The organism is Pseudoalteromonas sp. A22, assembly GCF_018141345.1.
Taxonomy (GTDB): Bacteria; Pseudomonadota; Gammaproteobacteria; order Enterobacterales; family Alteromonadaceae; genus Pseudoalteromonas; species Pseudoalteromonas maricaloris.
The window spans coordinates 1,038,701-1,057,162 of sequence record NZ_CP047238.1 but is presented as its reverse complement, the minus strand read 5'-3'; the positions used below and the strand labels follow the sequence as shown (position 1 = coordinate 1,057,162).

Annotated in this window: 16 protein-coding genes; 6 read left to right on the top strand and 10 right to left on the bottom strand. The window is 43.0% G+C overall.

Annotated features, from left to right (window positions below; translation table 11 throughout):
* Nucleotides 1-12: 12 nt before the first annotated feature.
* The 3 genes from GSF04_RS09650 to GSF04_RS09640 all read left to right on the top strand — a co-directional run bounded on the left by GSF04_RS09650 (nucleotide 13) and on the right by GSF04_RS09640 (nucleotide 4,383).
* Nucleotides 13-1,188: an alpha/beta hydrolase-fold protein gene (locus tag GSF04_RS09650; protein ID WP_211859396.1), complete on the top strand. Its 1,176-nt coding sequence runs from the start codon at nucleotides 13-15 to the stop codon at nucleotides 1,186-1,188.
* A gap of 485 nt (nucleotides 1,189-1,673) precedes the next feature.
* Entirely contained in the window at nucleotides 1,674-2,414 is a 741-nt protein-coding gene (locus GSF04_RS09645; RefSeq protein WP_211859395.1) for a VWA domain-containing protein, read from the top strand.
* Between the two features lie 193 nt (nucleotides 2,415-2,607).
* Nucleotides 2,608-4,383 (top strand): sulfatase-like hydrolase/transferase, encoded by a 1,776-nt coding sequence (locus GSF04_RS09640; protein WP_211859394.1) that lies wholly within the window; start codon nucleotides 2,608-2,610, stop codon nucleotides 4,381-4,383.
* Between the two features lie 55 nt (nucleotides 4,384-4,438).
* Here GSF04_RS09640 and GSF04_RS09635 read toward each other — a convergent pair whose 3' ends face one another.
* The 10 genes from GSF04_RS09635 to GSF04_RS09590 all read right to left on the bottom strand — a co-directional run bounded on the left by GSF04_RS09635 (nucleotide 4,439) and on the right by GSF04_RS09590 (nucleotide 14,370).
* Nucleotides 4,439-5,341, bottom strand: a complete 903-nt coding sequence (locus GSF04_RS09635; RefSeq protein WP_211859393.1) for a DUF808 family protein — start codon at nucleotides 5,339-5,341, stop codon at nucleotides 4,439-4,441.
* Between the two features lie 125 nt (nucleotides 5,342-5,466).
* Nucleotides 5,467-7,440, bottom strand: a complete 1,974-nt coding sequence (locus GSF04_RS09630; RefSeq protein ID WP_211859392.1) for a DUF2207 domain-containing protein — start codon at nucleotides 7,438-7,440, stop codon at nucleotides 5,467-5,469.
* A 205-nt stretch (nucleotides 7,441-7,645) separates the two neighbouring features.
* Complete coding sequence (locus GSF04_RS09625) at nucleotides 7,646-8,581, bottom strand: endonuclease/exonuclease/phosphatase family protein (protein WP_211859391.1); 936 nt, start codon at nucleotides 8,579-8,581, stop codon at nucleotides 7,646-7,648.
* A 12-nt stretch (nucleotides 8,582-8,593) separates the two neighbouring features.
* On the bottom strand, nucleotides 8,594-9,232 hold the full coding sequence (locus GSF04_RS09620) for a DUF1826 domain-containing protein (RefSeq protein ID WP_039492124.1): 639 nt from the start codon (nucleotides 9,230-9,232) through the stop codon (nucleotides 8,594-8,596).
* 23 nt (nucleotides 9,233-9,255) lie between these two features.
* Entirely contained in the window at nucleotides 9,256-9,633 is a 378-nt protein-coding gene (locus GSF04_RS09615; protein WP_211859390.1) for a MerC domain-containing protein, read from the bottom strand.
* 299 nt (nucleotides 9,634-9,932) lie between these two features.
* Nucleotides 9,933-10,364: a hydrogenase gene (locus GSF04_RS09610; protein ID WP_211859389.1), complete on the bottom strand. Its 432-nt coding sequence runs from the start codon at nucleotides 10,362-10,364 to the stop codon at nucleotides 9,933-9,935.
* Between the two features lie 171 nt (nucleotides 10,365-10,535).
* Nucleotides 10,536-11,129: a Crp/Fnr family transcriptional regulator gene (locus GSF04_RS09605; RefSeq protein WP_045989583.1), complete on the bottom strand. Its 594-nt coding sequence runs from the start codon at nucleotides 11,127-11,129 to the stop codon at nucleotides 10,536-10,538.
* Between the two features lie 189 nt (nucleotides 11,130-11,318).
* A complete protein-coding gene (locus GSF04_RS09600; RefSeq protein ID WP_211859388.1) occupies nucleotides 11,319-12,338 on the bottom strand; it encodes a hypothetical protein in 1,020 nt (339 codons plus the stop codon).
* Nucleotides 12,339-12,839: 501 nt separating this feature from the next.
* Entirely contained in the window at nucleotides 12,840-13,367 is a 528-nt protein-coding gene (locus tag GSF04_RS09595; RefSeq protein ID WP_211859387.1) for a cytochrome b, read from the bottom strand.
* Complete coding sequence (locus GSF04_RS09590; protein WP_211859386.1) at nucleotides 13,360-14,370, bottom strand: catalase family peroxidase; 1,011 nt, start codon at nucleotides 14,368-14,370, stop codon at nucleotides 13,360-13,362. The genes GSF04_RS09595 and GSF04_RS09590 overlap by 8 nt, the downstream gene beginning before the upstream one ends.
* A gap of 266 nt (nucleotides 14,371-14,636) precedes the next feature.
* Here GSF04_RS09590 and GSF04_RS09585 point away from each other — a divergent pair, with 266 nt between their 5' ends.
* The 3 genes from GSF04_RS09585 to dbpA all read left to right on the top strand — a co-directional run bounded on the left by GSF04_RS09585 (nucleotide 14,637) and on the right by dbpA (nucleotide 18,458).
* Entirely contained in the window at nucleotides 14,637-16,058 is a 1,422-nt protein-coding gene (locus GSF04_RS09585; protein WP_211859385.1) for a DEAD/DEAH box helicase, read from the top strand.
* Between the two features lie 102 nt (nucleotides 16,059-16,160).
* Nucleotides 16,161-16,970, top strand: a complete 810-nt coding sequence (locus GSF04_RS09580; protein ID WP_010370681.1) for a peptidase S8 — start codon at nucleotides 16,161-16,163, stop codon at nucleotides 16,968-16,970.
* Between the two features lie 99 nt (nucleotides 16,971-17,069).
* Nucleotides 17,070-18,458, top strand: a complete 1,389-nt coding sequence (gene dbpA / locus GSF04_RS09575; protein ID WP_130126731.1) for an ATP-dependent RNA helicase DbpA — start codon at nucleotides 17,070-17,072, stop codon at nucleotides 18,456-18,458.
* Nucleotides 18,459-18,462: the final 4 nt, after the last annotated feature.

The following is an 18,462-nucleotide window of genomic DNA, read 5'->3' as shown; positions in this document are numbered from 1 at the left end:
GAACGAGCGGTTATGCAAACTAGGTTAGTTACTCACATTGTTATCGTGGCTATTTTTACATTACTGTCAATTGGTAGCGCTGTTGCTAATAAATCAGTAAATTCGAACTCGACACTGCAGCTTTCATCCGCTTATTTTTCGCAAAAAAGAACGGTTCATATCGTCCTGCCACCAAGCTATGAACAAGGCAATACAAGCTATCCAGTGTTATATCTGACTGATGGTCAGAGCAATCTTGAACATACCGCTTCAGCGGCTCGCTTCTTGGCACAACAACATAAAATACCTGAACTTATCATTGTTGCCATCGAAACCAACGAACACCGCACTCGAGATCTGACTCCACCTTATCGCAAAGGCAGCCTTGCGGTACTGGGACATTTTGCAGGTCCAACACGGCAGCAAAATCCAGGCGGTGCAGAAATGCTACTGCAATTTATCGACAAAGAACTCATCCCTTACGTAGACAAGCATTATCGAACATCAGGCTATCGCGCGTTAGCAGGACACTCATTCGGTGGGCTGTTTGCAACCTATGCGCTACTTGAAAAACCCGATTTATTTAATGGTGTGATGTTGGCAAGTCCAAGCCTTTGGTGGGATAAAGAGCGATTATTAAATGACTTACTGGCAAAAGCGTTAATCAACAAGTGTATCTACATCAGCATGGCAGACGAAAACGCAATCATAACGCAGCCTTTTCAACGTCTTAATGATGCTTGGCGAAAGCCAAATGGAATTGACTTCAAAGCACAGCATTTTGGTGGCGAAACCCATATGAGTGTCGTCTACCCGAGCTATTATCATGGTCTGCAGCACCTCTTTAACCATTATCAGCCATCCTTGAAGGTAGCGGCCGCCGGTGCCACTCAGCTGGAAAATCATGTCGCCATCGCTAAGTCACTATATGGACTTAAGGCTTACCCCTACAGCGCGCTGACTTCGCTCGGGAATGCCGCCCTATTCGAACGTAACTTCACTGCGGCCATCAACCTATTTAGCTTTGTGAGCCAGCACAACTCAGAATCCCTCAATGCACTGCAGCAATTGGCCACGGCTTATCAGCAAAAAGGAGATAAGCCATCACTATTAAAGACCTACCAAGCCATGCTTAAGTTTGAAGGGCTAAGTGAAAGCGAACAAAAACATTTGCTCTCTGAAATCAAAGCATTGCAACACTTACATTAACTGATTTTTTCTAAAGTGATGATATTCACTCAACGCAAGTGGCACGGAAACCTAAGAGAGAAAAGAGATATCGCTTCATAAAACTTCCTGTCATTGTTTTTATTATTTCATACTTTTGAATACTGTTTACTTCATCCTACTGTATATTTTTTAGAAACTAAATCGCAATCGCTATTATATCAGGCAGCTAAACATAACATCATGAAAATACTAAAATTTACGTCAAACCTAAATGCAAGATTATGTTTTAAAAAATAAATTATCACTGTAATGTGGTGTAATGGATAAAATTAGAATCTACCCTACCCTTACGCTGCGCAACAAATTTGCAACCAATTAAGTTCATTTTTTTACTTGCGCAAATCATGTATCTGCATCAGCAGTACAGCCAGATACTTCTTACACCATTTGAACAATATCTTGTCGCAGCCGTAAGGTTTCCCGATTAGATAATGCAAATGGTATCTTTTGACATGGAGTTCACGATGATGAAAATCTTAGTATCTGCCATTGTATTGGCAACCACAATGTCGAGTTTCAATTCGCTCGCTGCGCCTGAATCTTATGGCGTGCTTTTTTTAGATCGCAGTAGTTCAATGAACACGTTGCGCCCAGATGGACAAAGCCGATGTTCATTCTCAAAACAACAAGCAGTGCAAAAAGTATCAAAATTCTTTTTAGATGCCACAATTAATGGCCAACAGCTAAATGTGAAAACGTTTGCTAGTGGCGGTCAAATTCAATCCCTAACTAACGGGTTTGTCGGTTTCAATGCGGCAATGATGGCACTCTATCAACTAGATCCAGAAGGGTGCTCAGGGCTAACGGCTCTTGCACAAGCTATGTGTGATGGCGCTGATGAGTTGAGAGTAAACTACTCAACGGAAGCCGCTAATGGCGCACTGTTAAGAGTGTATGGATCTACTGATGGCGGCGAAAATGACAGCCCAGTCTCTAGCTGTGGCGGCTCAAATTGGCAAACGAGCGTAACCTCTAAATACCTGTTTGAGCTACCACCAGTGCAATTCAATGCCACAATCTATACAGGCACAGTGCAAAATATTCTGGCTAATAAAGATAAGATGTATGTATTAGATGTTTCATCTGCATCTCAGTCGGTATCTAGTACCCCTACATTTCAGTTTCTTAAACAGCTGAGTATTGACACTGGCGGTACTTACGAGGAGATCAGCGACTCAGATGGCGGCGACCCAGGCGACTGGTAATTCACCAAATACAAAACTATATAAAGGTCGATAAGGCCTTTTTTCTATTCGTCGTTGAGAAAATACAGAATGTTGTTTTTACACATTATTTAAAATAAAAAAACAATTAAATTACACAAAGCGCAAATACCTAAGGATCTTCAACTACACTCTTCGTGGGCATTTGCCCTGTGCAAGTTAAAAGGAGATTGTAATGAAGATTAATGGCAAACAACCGAACTTTCTAATCATTACCACCGATGAAGAGCGCTTCCCTCCGCCTTACGAAAATTCACAAGCAAAAGAGTATCGACTAAAGCACAGTGTGTGCATGGCAGAAATGCGCCGCTGTGGCATGGAATTTATGAATCATAATGCAGCAGCGACGGCATGCGCACCAAGTAGAACATCCATTTACACGGGACAATATCCATCACTACACGGTGTGAGCCAAACACCTGGAATTGGCAAGTCGTCATTTGATCAAAACATGTTCTGGCTGGCTCCCAATACCGTGCCAACCATGGGCTCTTGGTTTCGCGAAGCAGGTTATCAAACCTATTATCGTGGTAAGTGGCACCTCTCCGATGAGGATATTATCGTGCCGGGGAGTCAGCAAGCGCTGTATAGTAACTCTGCAACCGGAGAGCCTTACCCAGCAAAACAAGCTCTCTATGAGCGCGCAGAGCGTCTAGATAAGTTTGGTTTTAGTCAATGGATAGGTCCTGAACCTCATGGCGCAGCAGAGAACAATTCAGGCACATCTCGAGATCCGGGATTTGCCAATCAAGTTTGTGAAACCCTTAAACAACTTGAAGAAAAGGCACAAAACGGCGACCAAACACCATTTTTACTGGTTTCTTCATTCGTAAACCCTCATGACATTGTATTAATGGGACAAAAAGATTGGTTTTCCAACTTTTATGCTGAAAAAGAAGCCGGTAACCTTCCAAGTGTTGCGCCAGCCCCAAGTCAAACTGAAAGCTTAATGGACAAGCCTAGATGCCAAAAAGACTATCAGCTTATGTACCCGCATATGTATCTACCACAACCACCAGATGAAACCTATCGACAGTTTTATTACTACCTAATCGCAGAAGTGAATAAGCATATAGAACAGGTAGTTAACGCATTAAAGCAATCATCTTTTTATGAAAATACTATTGTCGTTTTTACCTCAGATCATGGTGAGCTACTGGGTGCTCACGGCGGTCTACATCAAAAATGGTACACCGCGTATCAAGAAGTATTAAACGTGCCGTTTATTATTTCTAATCCTGTGCTTTTCAATCAACCTAAGCAGCTTGATATCACCACATCGCACATCGACTTACTGCCTACCCTGCTTGGTCTAGCAGATATAGATATTGAGCAAACTCGTACTCAGCTTGCTAAAGATCACAGTGAGGCACAGCCACTCGTTGGCAGAAACCTAGCCAACGTCATTTTAGGTGAAGCGTCGCCCAAAGAAGAAGCCATTTACTTTATGACCGATGACAACATCGAAGTTGGCAGTGATATGACGAATATGCTTACCGGTAAAGCTTACAATAGTATTATCCAACCGAACCATATTGAAGCCGTAATAACGCAACTACCGGATATCAGCGGTGACACGAAATGGAAGTTTGTGCGTTATTTTGATAACGCTAGATTCTATGAGCAAGACCCGAACCAAGTTGATCTTGGTGGTAACGATGAGCCTACCACGCAAGCGTCTGTGAGTAATGTCGTTGGCGTCGGCAACCCAGACGGAATAACAACCACTCAGTTCATTCCCAGTGAATACGAGTGTTATAACTTGAGTGAAGATCCGACGGAAGAGAACAACCTGTTAAGCCCGTTTTGCGAAACGCCATTGGATGCGCGGATTTTAAAAGCGCTACAATTTACGCTACGAGAGCAGCGTAAAGCCAAACGTTTATTACCACAAAACCTCAATGAAGCACCGCAAAAGCAAGTCAACCAGCAAGTGCCGATTAGAAGGTAATCGAAAAGCTCTGCAAGTAGCCCTGAAATATGCGGGCTACTTGCGATATAGATATTTATACTTTTTTAAACACTGCCAGCAACTGACTTAGCACCGCCGCAATAATGACACCAATCACCGCACCCAATCCAAGCTTGGCGATAATACTCAAAAACCAGCTCATTGCAGGGATCAGCTTTTCAATAGCGTGAACAATTTCTTCGAGTAAGTGGAACTGGTGAGCCAAAATATCAACGCCAACTAAAAGCATTGCCAACACACCAGCGACTGACAAAAACTTCATCAGACCGTTAGCAAAATAAAGCAGCCCCTTACCCACCCCACGTTTTATCGCCGCAAGTGTAGTCTTAGTTGCGTCCTTAATCATGGCTAAACCAATATCATCAAGCTTAACAATCAGGGCCACAATTCCGTAAACCCCGATTGTCAGCGCAAGTCCAATTAACGAAAGGACTATTGCTTGCTTTTCAAAAGGCTGATCAGCAATCGCCCCCAGCGCAATAATGATAATTTCCGCCGACAGAACAAAGTCGGTAACAATAGCGCCCTTGATTTTGTCTTTTTCAAACTCGACTAAGTCAACACGCTCATCCTTAAGCGCTTTGACAAACTCATCGGTTTCTTGCTGTTGCTCCTGACGGTGAAAAATAGCGTGGAGAATTTTCTCGCCGCCCTCAAACAGCAAGTACAGCGCCCCTAAAATTAGCATAATGGGGATCATAAACGGCGCAAAGTAACTGCAAGCCAAAGCAACAGGCACTAAAATAAACTTGTTCAGCAAGGAGCCTTTAAACACTTTCCATACGACTGCAAGTTCCCGATCTGGTTTGATCCCGCCCGATAGTTGCTCTGCGTTGACGGCAAGATCGTCTCCTAACACCGGAGCGGTTTTCGTTGCGGCTAATTTTGTTAACGCAGCGACATCATCGAGCAAGGCAAGTAAGTTTGCGGATGGCATAGCACACTCCTTTCGTTTAAGTTATTCATCAGGTGCGGTTGTCAAATAACTGTTTATGTAACGCGCATATAGTGCTTGCAAAAATGCCAACGCTCAACAAAAACAAAGTTGAAAAATCAATCGCCCTAAGTGTATGGCAGTCTATCATACAGCGAACATGATATTGCAGGCATGACCGCTTCAAGACAACTTAAATGTTGTTTTAATTCTCTCGGCTCGGTAATTTTTTTATACCGGATCCAAGGGATCAAAGGCGTAGTGTCGTCCTGCTTTGCAGTTAGATAAGCCTCATACCCTTTTATCCATTCATTCAACAAACCAAATGCATATGCATAAGGTAACAATGCTTCGTACTCCGCTTTTTCGACTCCTTCAGCGAAGCAGTGCTGACTCTTAAGTTTAATGTATTGATAAAATTGCTGAGACTGCAATACCCAAGCTTTAAATTGCTTGGAAGGCCCGATAAATGAAAAGAAAGCCGCAATAAAGCCTAGGTAAAAGAAGTGAAAAACCACACTGGTACCATTCACCAGCTCATCATCACCATCAACACACATCCATAATAAGAATAAATAGGTAGGAATATAAATTAACGCTCGTACAAGCCACATTTCTCGGCTCTTTTTATCTTCGCTGCGATGTTCTATGAACATCTCTACAATAAGCACCGCAATTAATAATATAGAAGTGCACAATAAAACTACAATTAAACTACCCGCAAACACTTGCCACCCATTGCCAGCACCAACTCCAATCACAACAAATGAAGCACTTAACCAAAGTAAAATAGGCGCTATAAAAGCAAGAAAGTTTACATTATGCTGAGCTTTCCCGACTTCGGCATTATTCACATAATGACATATTATTTCTGTGAAAGACGTTCTCCCCTCGTTTCCTTTGTTAATAACAAAGCGGTTTTTTATCACTCGTTTTCGCTTGCGTTTTCCACTCGGGTTTTGCACGTCTTGCTGTTGATAAAAGTAACGTTGCAGTTTACCGCTTAACCCAACCGCCTCTGGCTGGCTCGGCGCTTCAGGATTTAACTGAATTTGATGCAGCTTTTTTGGGTCAACATTACTAAATTCATCGTTGTTTTTACCCCGTTCGCTAATCGTTAATTGTTTCGCCACTGCAAGCTTTAACACCTCAGCTAACGCGTCTTTTGCTGTTAGCATGCGTTCGATATTTGCAGCAACCAGTTCTCTTACCAAGCAAATCGGTAAGTCTGGTGGTTGAGCTGAACAAGGAAGCGCATCGGCAAGTTTTGGCAATGCATGGAGGCGCTTACGCGTTTGCCACACAGCCAATGCAAATAGCATTAAAAACGGCAAAGCAATAAATAACACTCTAAACGGATACCATACTTTGCGGTAAAGATAGTTATCCTTAAACACACCTTTTTCAAACGCGAGGGCGATTTCTCCCTGTGCTTTATCTGCTATCTCAGATTGACTCTCGAATAGGAGCTGATTACGTCCATCAACCATCCCATCATGTATCACAAACGCATCATTGTTTAGATGATCGACAAACAATTGGTGCTCCTTGAGCGTTGCAGTTTGAGGATAGAGAATCGAGACGGTAAGCTTGTTTATTTTCAGATTTACATTCGGAAAGAGTGAATAAGTCAATTCGTCCAATGCCGGATAAAACCGCATACGGTTTTTTGATTGATATCGCACTTCAAATTGCTGAGCCTGCCCTTGCTTTGGGAGCTGCTCTTTGCTTATTACGAGCGTTACTGCACTTCTATCGTAGTTATACTTCAGTGCATAACGCACTTCTTGCTCGTCGATTTTTACTGAGTCAATGCTGATATCGCTCAGATAGTGTGTACCATCTGGATACCTCACATCCAGCTCAATTGTTTGCGCGAGCCCCTGCCAATCGAAGTTTCCCCCTTGCAATATGCCTTGCTGAGTAACTTGCAGTGCACCCGTTTTATTAATATCGAGATTAACTTGTAGCTGAGAGAAGTGAGGATCCGCTACCGACGCATCTTTAAATCTCAAATAAGCCAGAGAAGGCGCGCTCACAACCAATAAAATGATTGCCAGCAATACACCATAAAGCGTGGTAAACCAAAAGCGTTTAGTCATTGTTCAAATCCTTTGAATGCGCAGCGCTAAGTCTATGTAACTCAGCTCAATTTGCGCAGCAGACTAAAGCAAATAAGGTCTAATTTCAACACTAAAGTTACCGTTAAAGACGCCGCTTTTGGCGACTAGACCTTGATAATATTTGCACATCACCGGTTGACTTTTTGGCTATATGCGCTCCCTTTTGGTGCAACGAACAACCGCCTTAACGCATGCTAATTAACACTGAAATAGCACAGTGATCGCTGAGCATTTTCTCCTCAGACATATCCGCAAAGAAATGTACGCTGGGGTCGAATTTTACCGTGTTTGCAAGTTTGTTGCTTAGTAATATATGGTCAATCGGCACAGGATAGCGTGGGTGACAACCTGTCAGTGTTTCAGTTGCGTTTACCAAAGGTGCAGAGGCGCTATTTTGGTGCTTGGTTAGCTGCTGCCAAAATTGATTGTCGCCATGGCTTAAACGATGATTGAAGTCGCCCAACACAATGGTGTTGCTATTTGCGTGTTTCTCCAACCAAGACTTAAGTACTGGTAACTGCTCTGCCAGCAGTCGACAAGCCTTTTTATCCGAAGTTGAATAGTTATCAACAAAACAGCCGCTTTTAAGATGGACATTAAGCACTGAAAGCTCACCAAACTGAGTATTTAAGGTCACAACTAGACCATGTCTTAGCCCTTCAACATCCACGCTAAGTTCGCTCACGTTATCCACTTTGCTTGGGACCAGATTATTTCTAATCGCAAACGCGGTTTTCTGCTGTGTAGATAGATTTCCACTTCCTCTACAGTCGTACGTCGCGCTATTAGCTCGACTTGAAATCAGTAATTGCCATTCACTACTTGGAAAGACCTGCTCTAATGCCTTAACCGATGCAACTTCCTGTAGCGCAATAACGTCTGCATTAAGCCCTTTTGCATAATCGCGCAGCGCGCTTATCTCCTGCTCATCACGAGGCCTACATCCTGCACTCGATGGATATGCTAAATGCTCCATGTTCCAAGTCGCGATTTTAAGCGGAGCGACGTTTGCTTGGCCGCTTACCGCGGAGGAACCGATATTTGAAGGCTCCGACTGGCATCCCAATAGCGAGAGGCTAAAAATAGTGCTAAATACAAATGCAGTTAATTTTGTTGTCATAATGAATCCAATCTAGGCGATAAAATCTAACGTCAGTAGTAATCGCTTTTCCCCTGTTACTACTGCTGGTGAGCGATGCACTAAGCCACGGCCTTCATTTCCGTCCCAACGCTCACCTTTTAATAATGCCACATCCCCACAGGCAAGCTGTATTGCGTCAGCTTCAGGAGAAATAGTCAGTTTGTTGCCATCCCTTGATACGTGCTGGTTTCTAAGCCACTCACTGCCCGCGCCTGCGAGTGTAGTCACCAGTCGTACTGGTACTTTATCAACATGAAATTTCGGGCACATTGCAGTCTCGAGCATTTTTAACCGTAAACCAACGACGCGAAGTTCAAATAAGCAGCTAAACATATCTACTATTTCAATAATATGCGCCACCATCGCATCACTAAAATTCAAACGCTTTAACGACTCACTGACTTCGCAAGTGATATTGCTAGTCGCAATTTGTAGCGCTAACTCTAGCTCTTTTGCTGTTTCTAAGTAGCGACCAAACTCTGCTTTCAAAGCAGATGATACTGCATGTTGCCAAATCACAATATTGGTGTTGGGCTCATAAATTTTGGTTAACACGGTGGCATGTTCTGACTGCTGATGATGCACTGAGTCCACGTCAAGCAACGGCTCTATAGGCATAAGGCTATTCATAGTAACTCCAAATAGGGTTTTATTTAGTGAAAATTGCGACGCAGCGCATAGTTTCGAAGATGAGCGTAGGAGATGAGCATAGAGCCAAGCACTGTGAACAAGGTTTCTCCGCGTTGTTCACCTAAAAGAGTTGCTAGCACCAAGAGTGTGCAGCCCATTAACCCCAAGCCCACGACAAGACCTGACTTATGCCGCACATAGCCAAATCCAAGGGCCAATACGCTAATGGGTAGCACGGCTATGAGTAACCATTCGTGAAAAACTTCATCGGAGAGCGCTAGTAAACCCGCAAAGGGAGGAAGTACAAATAATAAAAAAGGTAATATTAAACAATGAACTAAGCACAGCATAGATAACCCAATTGCTGCCTTGTCTCCAAACGACTGTACTTTTGCGTTCACGCTTTCTCCTTCGTCATGCCTGCATTAAGTTGATACAATATAACATACCAAACAAAAAAGAGTGAAATATTAAAAGCTGTAAAAATAAAAGGCGCCGTCTCGAAAAAGCGACATAATTACGGATGTTTGACAATGGTAGTGACGTTAAGTTTTATCTTCAGAGACAAGGAAGTGCCAGATACGAAACTTAACTATTGCCGCCATAGTAGCTTTTTAGGCTAAGCGAGTGCTTACACAAAGCCCAAAAATCGAGACAAAAGAGGAGGTGGTTAGATAGCTTCTTTATGCATTAATTTCGACTACCGCAGTACTGGCAGTAACCCAAAAGCCAAAAAAGTACAGGCAATTAGTGATAATAATGACCCAGAGCGCACCATAATCTTAACGGTTAATTCTGCAGTGACTGTTGATGAAAATCCAGCCCCAGCAATTGGAAGCGCTATACTTGCACCTGTTACAGATGCCAAAGTTATTCCCAGCCAAATAAGGACAAATCCCAAGGCCGAGCCATAAGCCACAAAGATTTCTAAAGATAAAGGCAGTTCGACCAACGACCAGATAACACCAAAGATCGCGAGAGTCATTCCACATTGAACAGCAGTTAAGTGAGCTGAAAGCGCCATTCGGGAATTTTTAACCACTGGTATCAACGCACCTTGAATTAAACCGGCAAGAAAAAAAACCATTCCAATAAAGATGAGTCGAGCGCCTATCTGTGTCAGTTCTATCATGATGTGCTCCATGCATGTATAACACTTAGTTTGGCGATGCCACTTACATTCCTGAAGTTATCAATGTAAAGCGACGAGTTTTGTTCCTGATGGCTTCTAAATTTATGAGCGATATTCATTATTAATCTCCATTGAAAAAAACATGGTAAACAACGGAGTACTAAAGTTCATTCACCTAGATTCATTTTTTAATTTACTCAATGTTTGGGGAGCGACCCCCAAATAAGAGGCCACATGATAAGACTTAACTTGCTTAAATATATAAGGGTATTCATCGAGTAAACGAGCATATCTCTGTGCAGCTGTCTCTGACATGAGAGAAAGGACGCGTTTGTATGTTGCGGAATAATAGGTGTTATGTATCCATGTCCGTGCTAACACCTCCCATTTTTTATCTTGCGATAAAAGCTTATCAAGTGCTTCCAGAGGCGCTACATAAAAAACCGAATCTTCAAGAATTTCAAAATTAAGCATTGACCCTGTTTTTTCATAAAAGCTTACGCTATCGTCCATAAAATGATTTAAACCATGCTTACTTTTGCCACGAAAATAGAGCTGCCAAGTATGATCTTTGCCATTTATATCACTTAAATATGATCTGGCTAAACCACTTTTAATAAACCATATCTCATTAAACACCTCACCTGCATGATGTACCGTTGTTCCTTTTTTTACGTGTTTAATGTCAAATATTCCGCAAGCATAATCCCATTCATCATCATTGACAGGAATATAATGCTCAATCATTTTTCTAAAATATTTCATAGAACTACAGTTATTTTTTGTTAATTAGGCCAAAATTAACGGCAAAAATAGTTAGCCATAATTTGTGAGTAACGCACAAAGCCCAATTGAAGTATTTTTATACTTTTTAACCTGTATTTTCCAGCGTGGGTGCAAATATAAGTGGGTGTCATCTATTCGCCCAATCTATTCGTAGTCAGCCTTGACTTATTATGTGCGATACAAGTAATTGTTAAGCTCCTCGACTAACTCAAGTGCTTCATTTTTTGTCAGATAAGGGACCTTTATAGTTCTAGCCCAAAAGAAGCTTTTACCTGTTTTTGAGCTAACTGCTGAAAAAGGCATAGCCAACAATTTGTTATCTTTCCGGTTCGGAATAGGAGTCAAAAACTCTACGTCTCGATACAAAGTTTCACTGTCAGGAGCTTTAACTTCACCTTTTACTTTTGCGGCAGCGATTAAGCCGCACCATTTGTGCGAAAAGAAAACAATATCTCCTACATGAACATAGTGAACAAACCTCTTTGCATCACCATATGCCTCAAGACGACTATTATCCATCATCGACCAAATAGAATTCTCATCCCAACTACGATTTGTATCAAATAATACACCTTTTACATCACTTGGATTCTTGTGCTTATCATATGGAAGCGCAAAGAATTCAAAGTACTTTTCTCCAGCGATTTCGTAAACTCGATATGGTAGGAAATCAATAGATATACCATTTTTCTTCCAGTAATCGACGGAAGATACTAATGATTCATCAGCTGCACTACCGATAACTAATAGGTGTTGTTTATTATTTATTTCTTTTGGATCTAATTCATGCTCAAGACTAAAAGCCTCTCTGTGAGCTTCAACTAGTGACATTTCGCTTTTGCTATATTCTTTGAACTTTTGTTCTAACTTTTGGTAGCTCCATTGACCAGCATCTTGCGCATATCTTAGTGCTTGATGGACGGCATCTTTCCCAACTGATGCACGCTTTAATTCAAATATAACTAATTCACCATTTTCATTAAGTGCATATATATCAGCTTCCGCTTGCCATTGTCTTTCCTGAAACACAGGCATCAATCTAGCATCTTCAAACAACACATCTAAGATGCTATTTGCAATTAAGTTTTCTAGATCTTTCTCAAGTTTTCCAAAACTAGAAAAGTCTTTGAACTCTACAGGCTCTAACTTTTCAAAAGCTTCGGCTTGTTCTTCTATTTTGTAGAGCATCTCTGCATTCCTTTGAGTACCTAACAGCTCATTAGCGTGAATTCTTGAATATCTCACTTATCCACAAGTCAAAAACAACAACATTCAAGCTAATTTTATTTAGTATTTTTAGTAACTTACCAGTCAAACATTGTCATTTCAACATGCAAATCGCCTGCAACTAGCGAGCAGTGAATTATCCAAGCCATCAATTGGCTCGCTAAGAACAAATCACACCTAGCTAACGTATTAAAAACACTCAATTTTAAATGGCACATACGAGATATTCGAGAGTTTTTACATCTCGTTATTTATTTTGTGCTTCTAGACTTTGGCGTAACTCGTTTGGTTAGCAGTATCATAAGAAGCGATTATAAAAACTTGCTAAGGGCTGCGATGGAGCAAAGCTATCCCGCCATTAAACAAGCCGAGTGCAACATGGGCTATTTCGACACCAATATGACACTAGAGTGTTAGGGCGCGGTAATTTAACTGTTTTTACTTACAATGACTCTTTATCGATTACAACATGCTTTTTAGCACGCCATCTTTTCTTATAAAGTGATGGTAAAGCGCTGCTCCAATATGAACTGCAAGTACTGTAATCAGTAACAATACCGCTAAACCATGACCTTCTCGAAATACAGCAAAGTACTCTATATGAGGCACCATCGCGGCTGAAATGGTGAACAAGTCGAACACCACTATTGGTCGCGCTGCATAATACTGCATCAACAGGCCGCTAGTCGGTATGATTAACATCAATGCGTAAAGCAGCCAGTGGCTGAATTTGGCCAGTTTGACTTGTATTGTCGACATCCCAGATGGCAAGCTAGGTATCGATGACTTTATTCTAATAAGAAAGCGCAATAAAAGTAACAAAAGTGCCAGCACACCAAATGATTTATGTAGCCCAAGTAAGGTAAGCTGCCAAGGCTCAAGCGCACGTACCATCGCAAGTCCTGCAAAAACCATAGCAAAAATAAGTAATGCCATAGACCAGTGAAGCACTCTCATCGCAAGATTAAATCGTGTTATTTGATCAGTCATTCGCTGTCTCCTCAAGCGCGCCCATCAATTGCTCCTTAGCCCTACGGCGATAGGACTCTGCATAGGCAGCAGAACGCGCTCTTAGAATTGGATCTTCGGTTGCTATAACACCGCTAGGTAATATCAAGGGGTCAAAATTGAGTGCATGGCAGTTACCCGATAATTGCGGTTGCCAATGCGTTATGAAGATCTCTCCTGCATCTACCTTCGCGCGGTTACTGGGCCAAAGTTTGGCTGGATTATTTTCATCATCTTCTTGCTTGGCAAATATAAACTGCCAATTGAAGCGTACCGCTCCTTTCTCTAATCGAGTTGCAAATTCTTGCTGTAGCGCGTCTTTGCCTGTGTAAGGATTTTTACTTTCTTCATTTAATGGCAGCATTTTCCAGCGAATAGCCTGACGCTGCGCTTTTTCATCAACCAAATAAAACGCATTAATACTATGATAAGTCTCAAGGGCAAAACTCGAGCTTGGCGTGTAACTCGCTTTCCATGCCAAAAAATCCGCACTTTCAGGGTGCTCTGCAAAAAAGTCTTTTACTGCCTCTTTGCCCTGCTTCAGAGCAACAATTTGCTGATAAAAATCATGCGGATTCGTTACCGCCATCACTGGAGGCGTATTCATCGCAATATTCCAACGCTCAGCACCTGTTACGAAGCTCAGCGCGAAGCTCCTTACTGGTGCCATCAACTCAGCAGCGTGCGGATTATTTCCAGCAATGGACAATCGACCAATAAATGGATGCGTGCCGGCTTTAAAAACGGTTGCGTTTGAGTACTGAGATAGCCGTCCATTCGATTTAAATTCTCCTGACACACAAATCCCTTTTGCGTGTGCCCTACGAAACCCCGGGAAATGGGCTTGCCCTTGTTGCAAATCGACAAATTGCTGGGCGGTGACTTGCTCAGTTTGCGCTTGTGTTAATGGTGAAAGTAACAACGCAACTGCAAGGCTCGCAACATAAAACCCCTTTTCTAACAAGGATACAGATGTGTATTTCACAAAACGGCTCCTAAGTTAAGCCAGTTTGCCGAATTAGTGACTTATATACAGCGCAAACTGGTCGTGAATAACTAATGCCATCAATAGACCTGCAGTACGAACGTTTCCTTTCACTTATTTTGATTGTAATCCTGATGTTTACGCTATGCTTTGTTATCTACCCGCCTATCGTTATTTAACTCGGGGCAATTTAAAAACACGGCGAAATTGCTTAAGCGGAGTAAATACTGTACTCTTGCCCGCCGCCCAATACAGAGTACAAAATCATGAGCTTTAGCCACCTAGGTTTAGCCCCAGAAATAAATCAAGCCGTTGTCGAACAAGGTTACGACAAACCAACTCCCATTCAAGAGCAAGCCATTCCTGCTATTTTAGAAGGCAGAGACGTGATGGCTGCGGCGCAAACGGGGACAGGTAAAACAGCGGGCTTTACATTACCTTTGTTGCAAAAGCTGATTGCCGGTACTAAGCCACGTGCGAACAACGTACGCGCATTAATTCTAACGCCGACCAGAGAGCTTGCTGACCAAGTATGGCAAAGTGTTGCGCTGTACAGTAAACACCTGCCTATCAGCTCTGAAGTTGTTTACGGCGGTGTGAAGATCAATCCGCAAATGATGAAGCTGCGTAAAGGCATTGATGTTTTAGTGGCAACACCTGGGCGATTACTCGACCTTTACCAGCAAAATGCTGTCAAATTTGATGACCTTGAAGTATTGGTATTGGATGAAGCCGACCGTATGCTAGACATGGGCTTTATTCACGATATCAAGCGCATTATCAAAGTATTGCCAAGCCGCAGACAAAACTTGATGTTCTCTGCCACTTTCTCTGAAGAGATTAGAGCATTGGCAAAAGGGCTAATTCACGATCCAGTAGAGATTTCTGTGGCACCAGCAAACAGCACCGCAAAAAGCGTGACTCAATGGGTGTACCCGGTAGACAAAAGTAAACGTACGAGCTTACTCAAGCATTTAGTGCAAACGCATGATTGGCAACAAGTGTTGGTATTCACCCGTACAAAACACGGTGCCAACCGCTTGGTTAAGGATCTAGAAAAAGACAAGATCAATGCCGCAGCAATCCATGGTAATAAAAGCCAAAGCGCTCGCATGAAAGCCCTTGCTGGCTTTAAAAATGGTGAAGTACGTGTACTTGTTGCTACTGATATTGTCGCAAGAGGCTTGGATATTCAAGAGCTGCCTCATGTCGTGAACTTTGACCTGCCAAATGTTTACGAAGATTATGTTCACCGTATCGGTAGAACAGGCCGCGCTGGTGCGACAGGTGAAGCTATCTCGTTTGTTACCCAAGAGACCGCAAGCGATTTATTTGGCATTGAACGATTAATTCAACAGCTGGTGCCGCGTAAAGTGGAGCCTGGGTTTGAACCGCAACTTGCCGTACCTGAGTCAAAATTAGATACGCGCCCAATCAAGCCGAAAAAGCCAAAGAAACCGAAAAAACCAAAGGCGACAGACGCTGAGCAAGCACCTTCCGCTCAGCCGAAAAACAAACCTAAGCAAAATTCAGGTCCTCGCAACAATAAGCCAAGTGGTAACGGTAAACCTGCTGGTAATAACAATGGCAACCGTAGACGTCGCCCATCATCGTCTGCAAACAAGCCAAAGAGCCAACACGCTGGAGAAAAACGTACACCACGCCAGAAGACCACTTCTGGCAATTAATAATTAATGGTGTAAGCAGGTGTAATAGCATTTGCAACACCTTCTCCTAAGCTAAAAAGGCTGTTAATCGTAACAGCCTTTTTTCGTCAAAGGAGCTAGACAATGAATATCTTGAAATTGATACTGTTCACATTGTTTGGTAGTACATTTTTAGCGCACGCTGGTACGCAATATGTGACCCAAGCTGCGAGCAATATCACAGAAACCTCCGCTCAATTAAACGGCTACTCCGCCTCTACTATTGGTTTAAGTGGAGAAACGTTTGATTATGGCCCAACCACTAACTACGGCTACAGCGTACTCGCAACACCGGCTGGTGTGAATGGCCCGGTTAGCGCACAAATAGCGAACCTAGAGTGCGGCAGCGAATATCATTTCCGTTTTCGAGGAGATCCAAAGCCACCTCGCACCACCATTCAAGGGGAAGACTTAACCTTCACTACAGCCCCATGTGGCCCGACGATTTTTACTAATGTGTCGTTTGAAACCGGCGGACAATATTACTTCGTCGCAGAAAATAATGGCGGTAATACAGTAAACGCCAATCGTATTGCGATTGGCCCTTGGGAGCGGTTTAATCTTATCGATGTCAACGGCGGTAACCTGTTTGATGGCGACACCATCCACATTCAAACAGCCACTGGCTATTACTTTGTTGCAGAGCAAGGTGGGGGCGCTGAGTTAAATGCCAACCGAACGGTGGCTTCTATTTGGGAAACCTTCACGATTGAGTTGCCGAATAATCCCGGCGCTTTGATCCAAAATGGCGATAAAGTGGCGCTTAAGTCAATCAATGGTCACTATATCCAAGCCGCAGGTAATGGTGGCGCGGGAGCCAATGTGCATCCTACCGTCATAGGCTGTAATGCCACTTATCCCTGTTCATGGGAAATGTTTAAGATTATTTTTTAACGCACTTGGCCGTGGTAAAAAATTTTATCACGGCCTTACACGCGCTATCCGTTCGAGCCATGTTATAATTGCGGTTTTAGAACTACAGAGACAGCGACTTTGACTCAGCCACTTTTTTCAAGTACCTCACTTTCCAGCGCCTTACTCGATAACCTCGCGTCATTGGGGTATCACACCATGACTGACATTCAAGCACAAACCTTACCGCTTATCTTGGCGGGTAAAGATGTCATTGGCCAAGGTAAAACAGGCTCAGGTAAAACCGCCGCTTTCTCTTTAGGACTATTACATAATTTAAACGTGAAACGCTTTCGCGTGCAGGCGCTTGTGGTATGCCCAACTCGAGAGCTTGCCGATCAGGTTGCGGTTGAAATTCGCAAGCTTGCCCGTGCTGTTCATAACATCAAAGTGTTAGCGCTGTGCGGTGGTGCACCTATGGGTCCACAAATTGGCTCTCTTGAACATGGTGCGCACATCATTGTGGGTACACCAGGGCGTATTGAAGAGCACCTGCGCAAAGGCCGTTTGTCGCTAGATGAAGTGAATACCTTTGTACTGGATGAAGCGGATCGCATGTTGGAGATGGGTTTTGAAGAGTCACTACAGTGCATCATAGATCACTGCCCTACAGCACGACAAAACCTGTTATTTAGTGCAACTTACCCACCAAAAATAGAGCAGCTCGCGCAGCACATCATGAAAGATGCAGCCAAAGTCACGGTTGAAGCAACACATGACGATAGCTCAATTGAACAGTATTTTTACGAAGTCGACAATAACGATGCGAGATTGCCTGCGGTACAAAAGCTGTTAATGCAATTTCAACCAAACTCAGCGGTTATCTTCTGCAACACCAAGGCAGAATGCCAGAACGTATGCGACAGCCTATATAGCCTAGGTTTTGATGCAGCAGCACTTCACGGTGACTTAGAGCAAAAAGACCGTGACCGCACATTGGTTCGTTTTGCGAATAAGAGCGTGACCATTTTATTGGCAACGGATGTCGCAGCCCGGGGTATCGACGTCGATCACGTAGATATGGTGATCAACTACCATATCGCCCATGACCCAGAAGTACATGTTCACCGCGTTGGCAGAACCGGGCGCGCAGGCAATAAAGGGGTGGCGTGCTCTTTGATGAGTTATAAAGAATCGCATAAAGTAAATGCCCTCGAAGACTATTTAGGCAAAACAATAGAGCCCAATACCCTGCCAAGCGACCAAGTGTTAAATAACAAAATTAACCGAGCGCCGATGGTAACCATTCAAATCGACGGCGGTAAGAAAGCAAAATTAAGACCAGGTGATATCTTAGGTGCACTGACCTCAAATCAAGCGTTAAAAGGTGACCAAATCGGCAAAATAAAAGTCACCGCGATGTCATCATACGTTGCGGTTGAGCGCAGTATTGCCAACGTGGCACTTAAAACAATCTCAGAAGGAAAAATGAAAGGCCGTAACTTTAGAGCTCGCAAAGTAACAAAGTAACAGG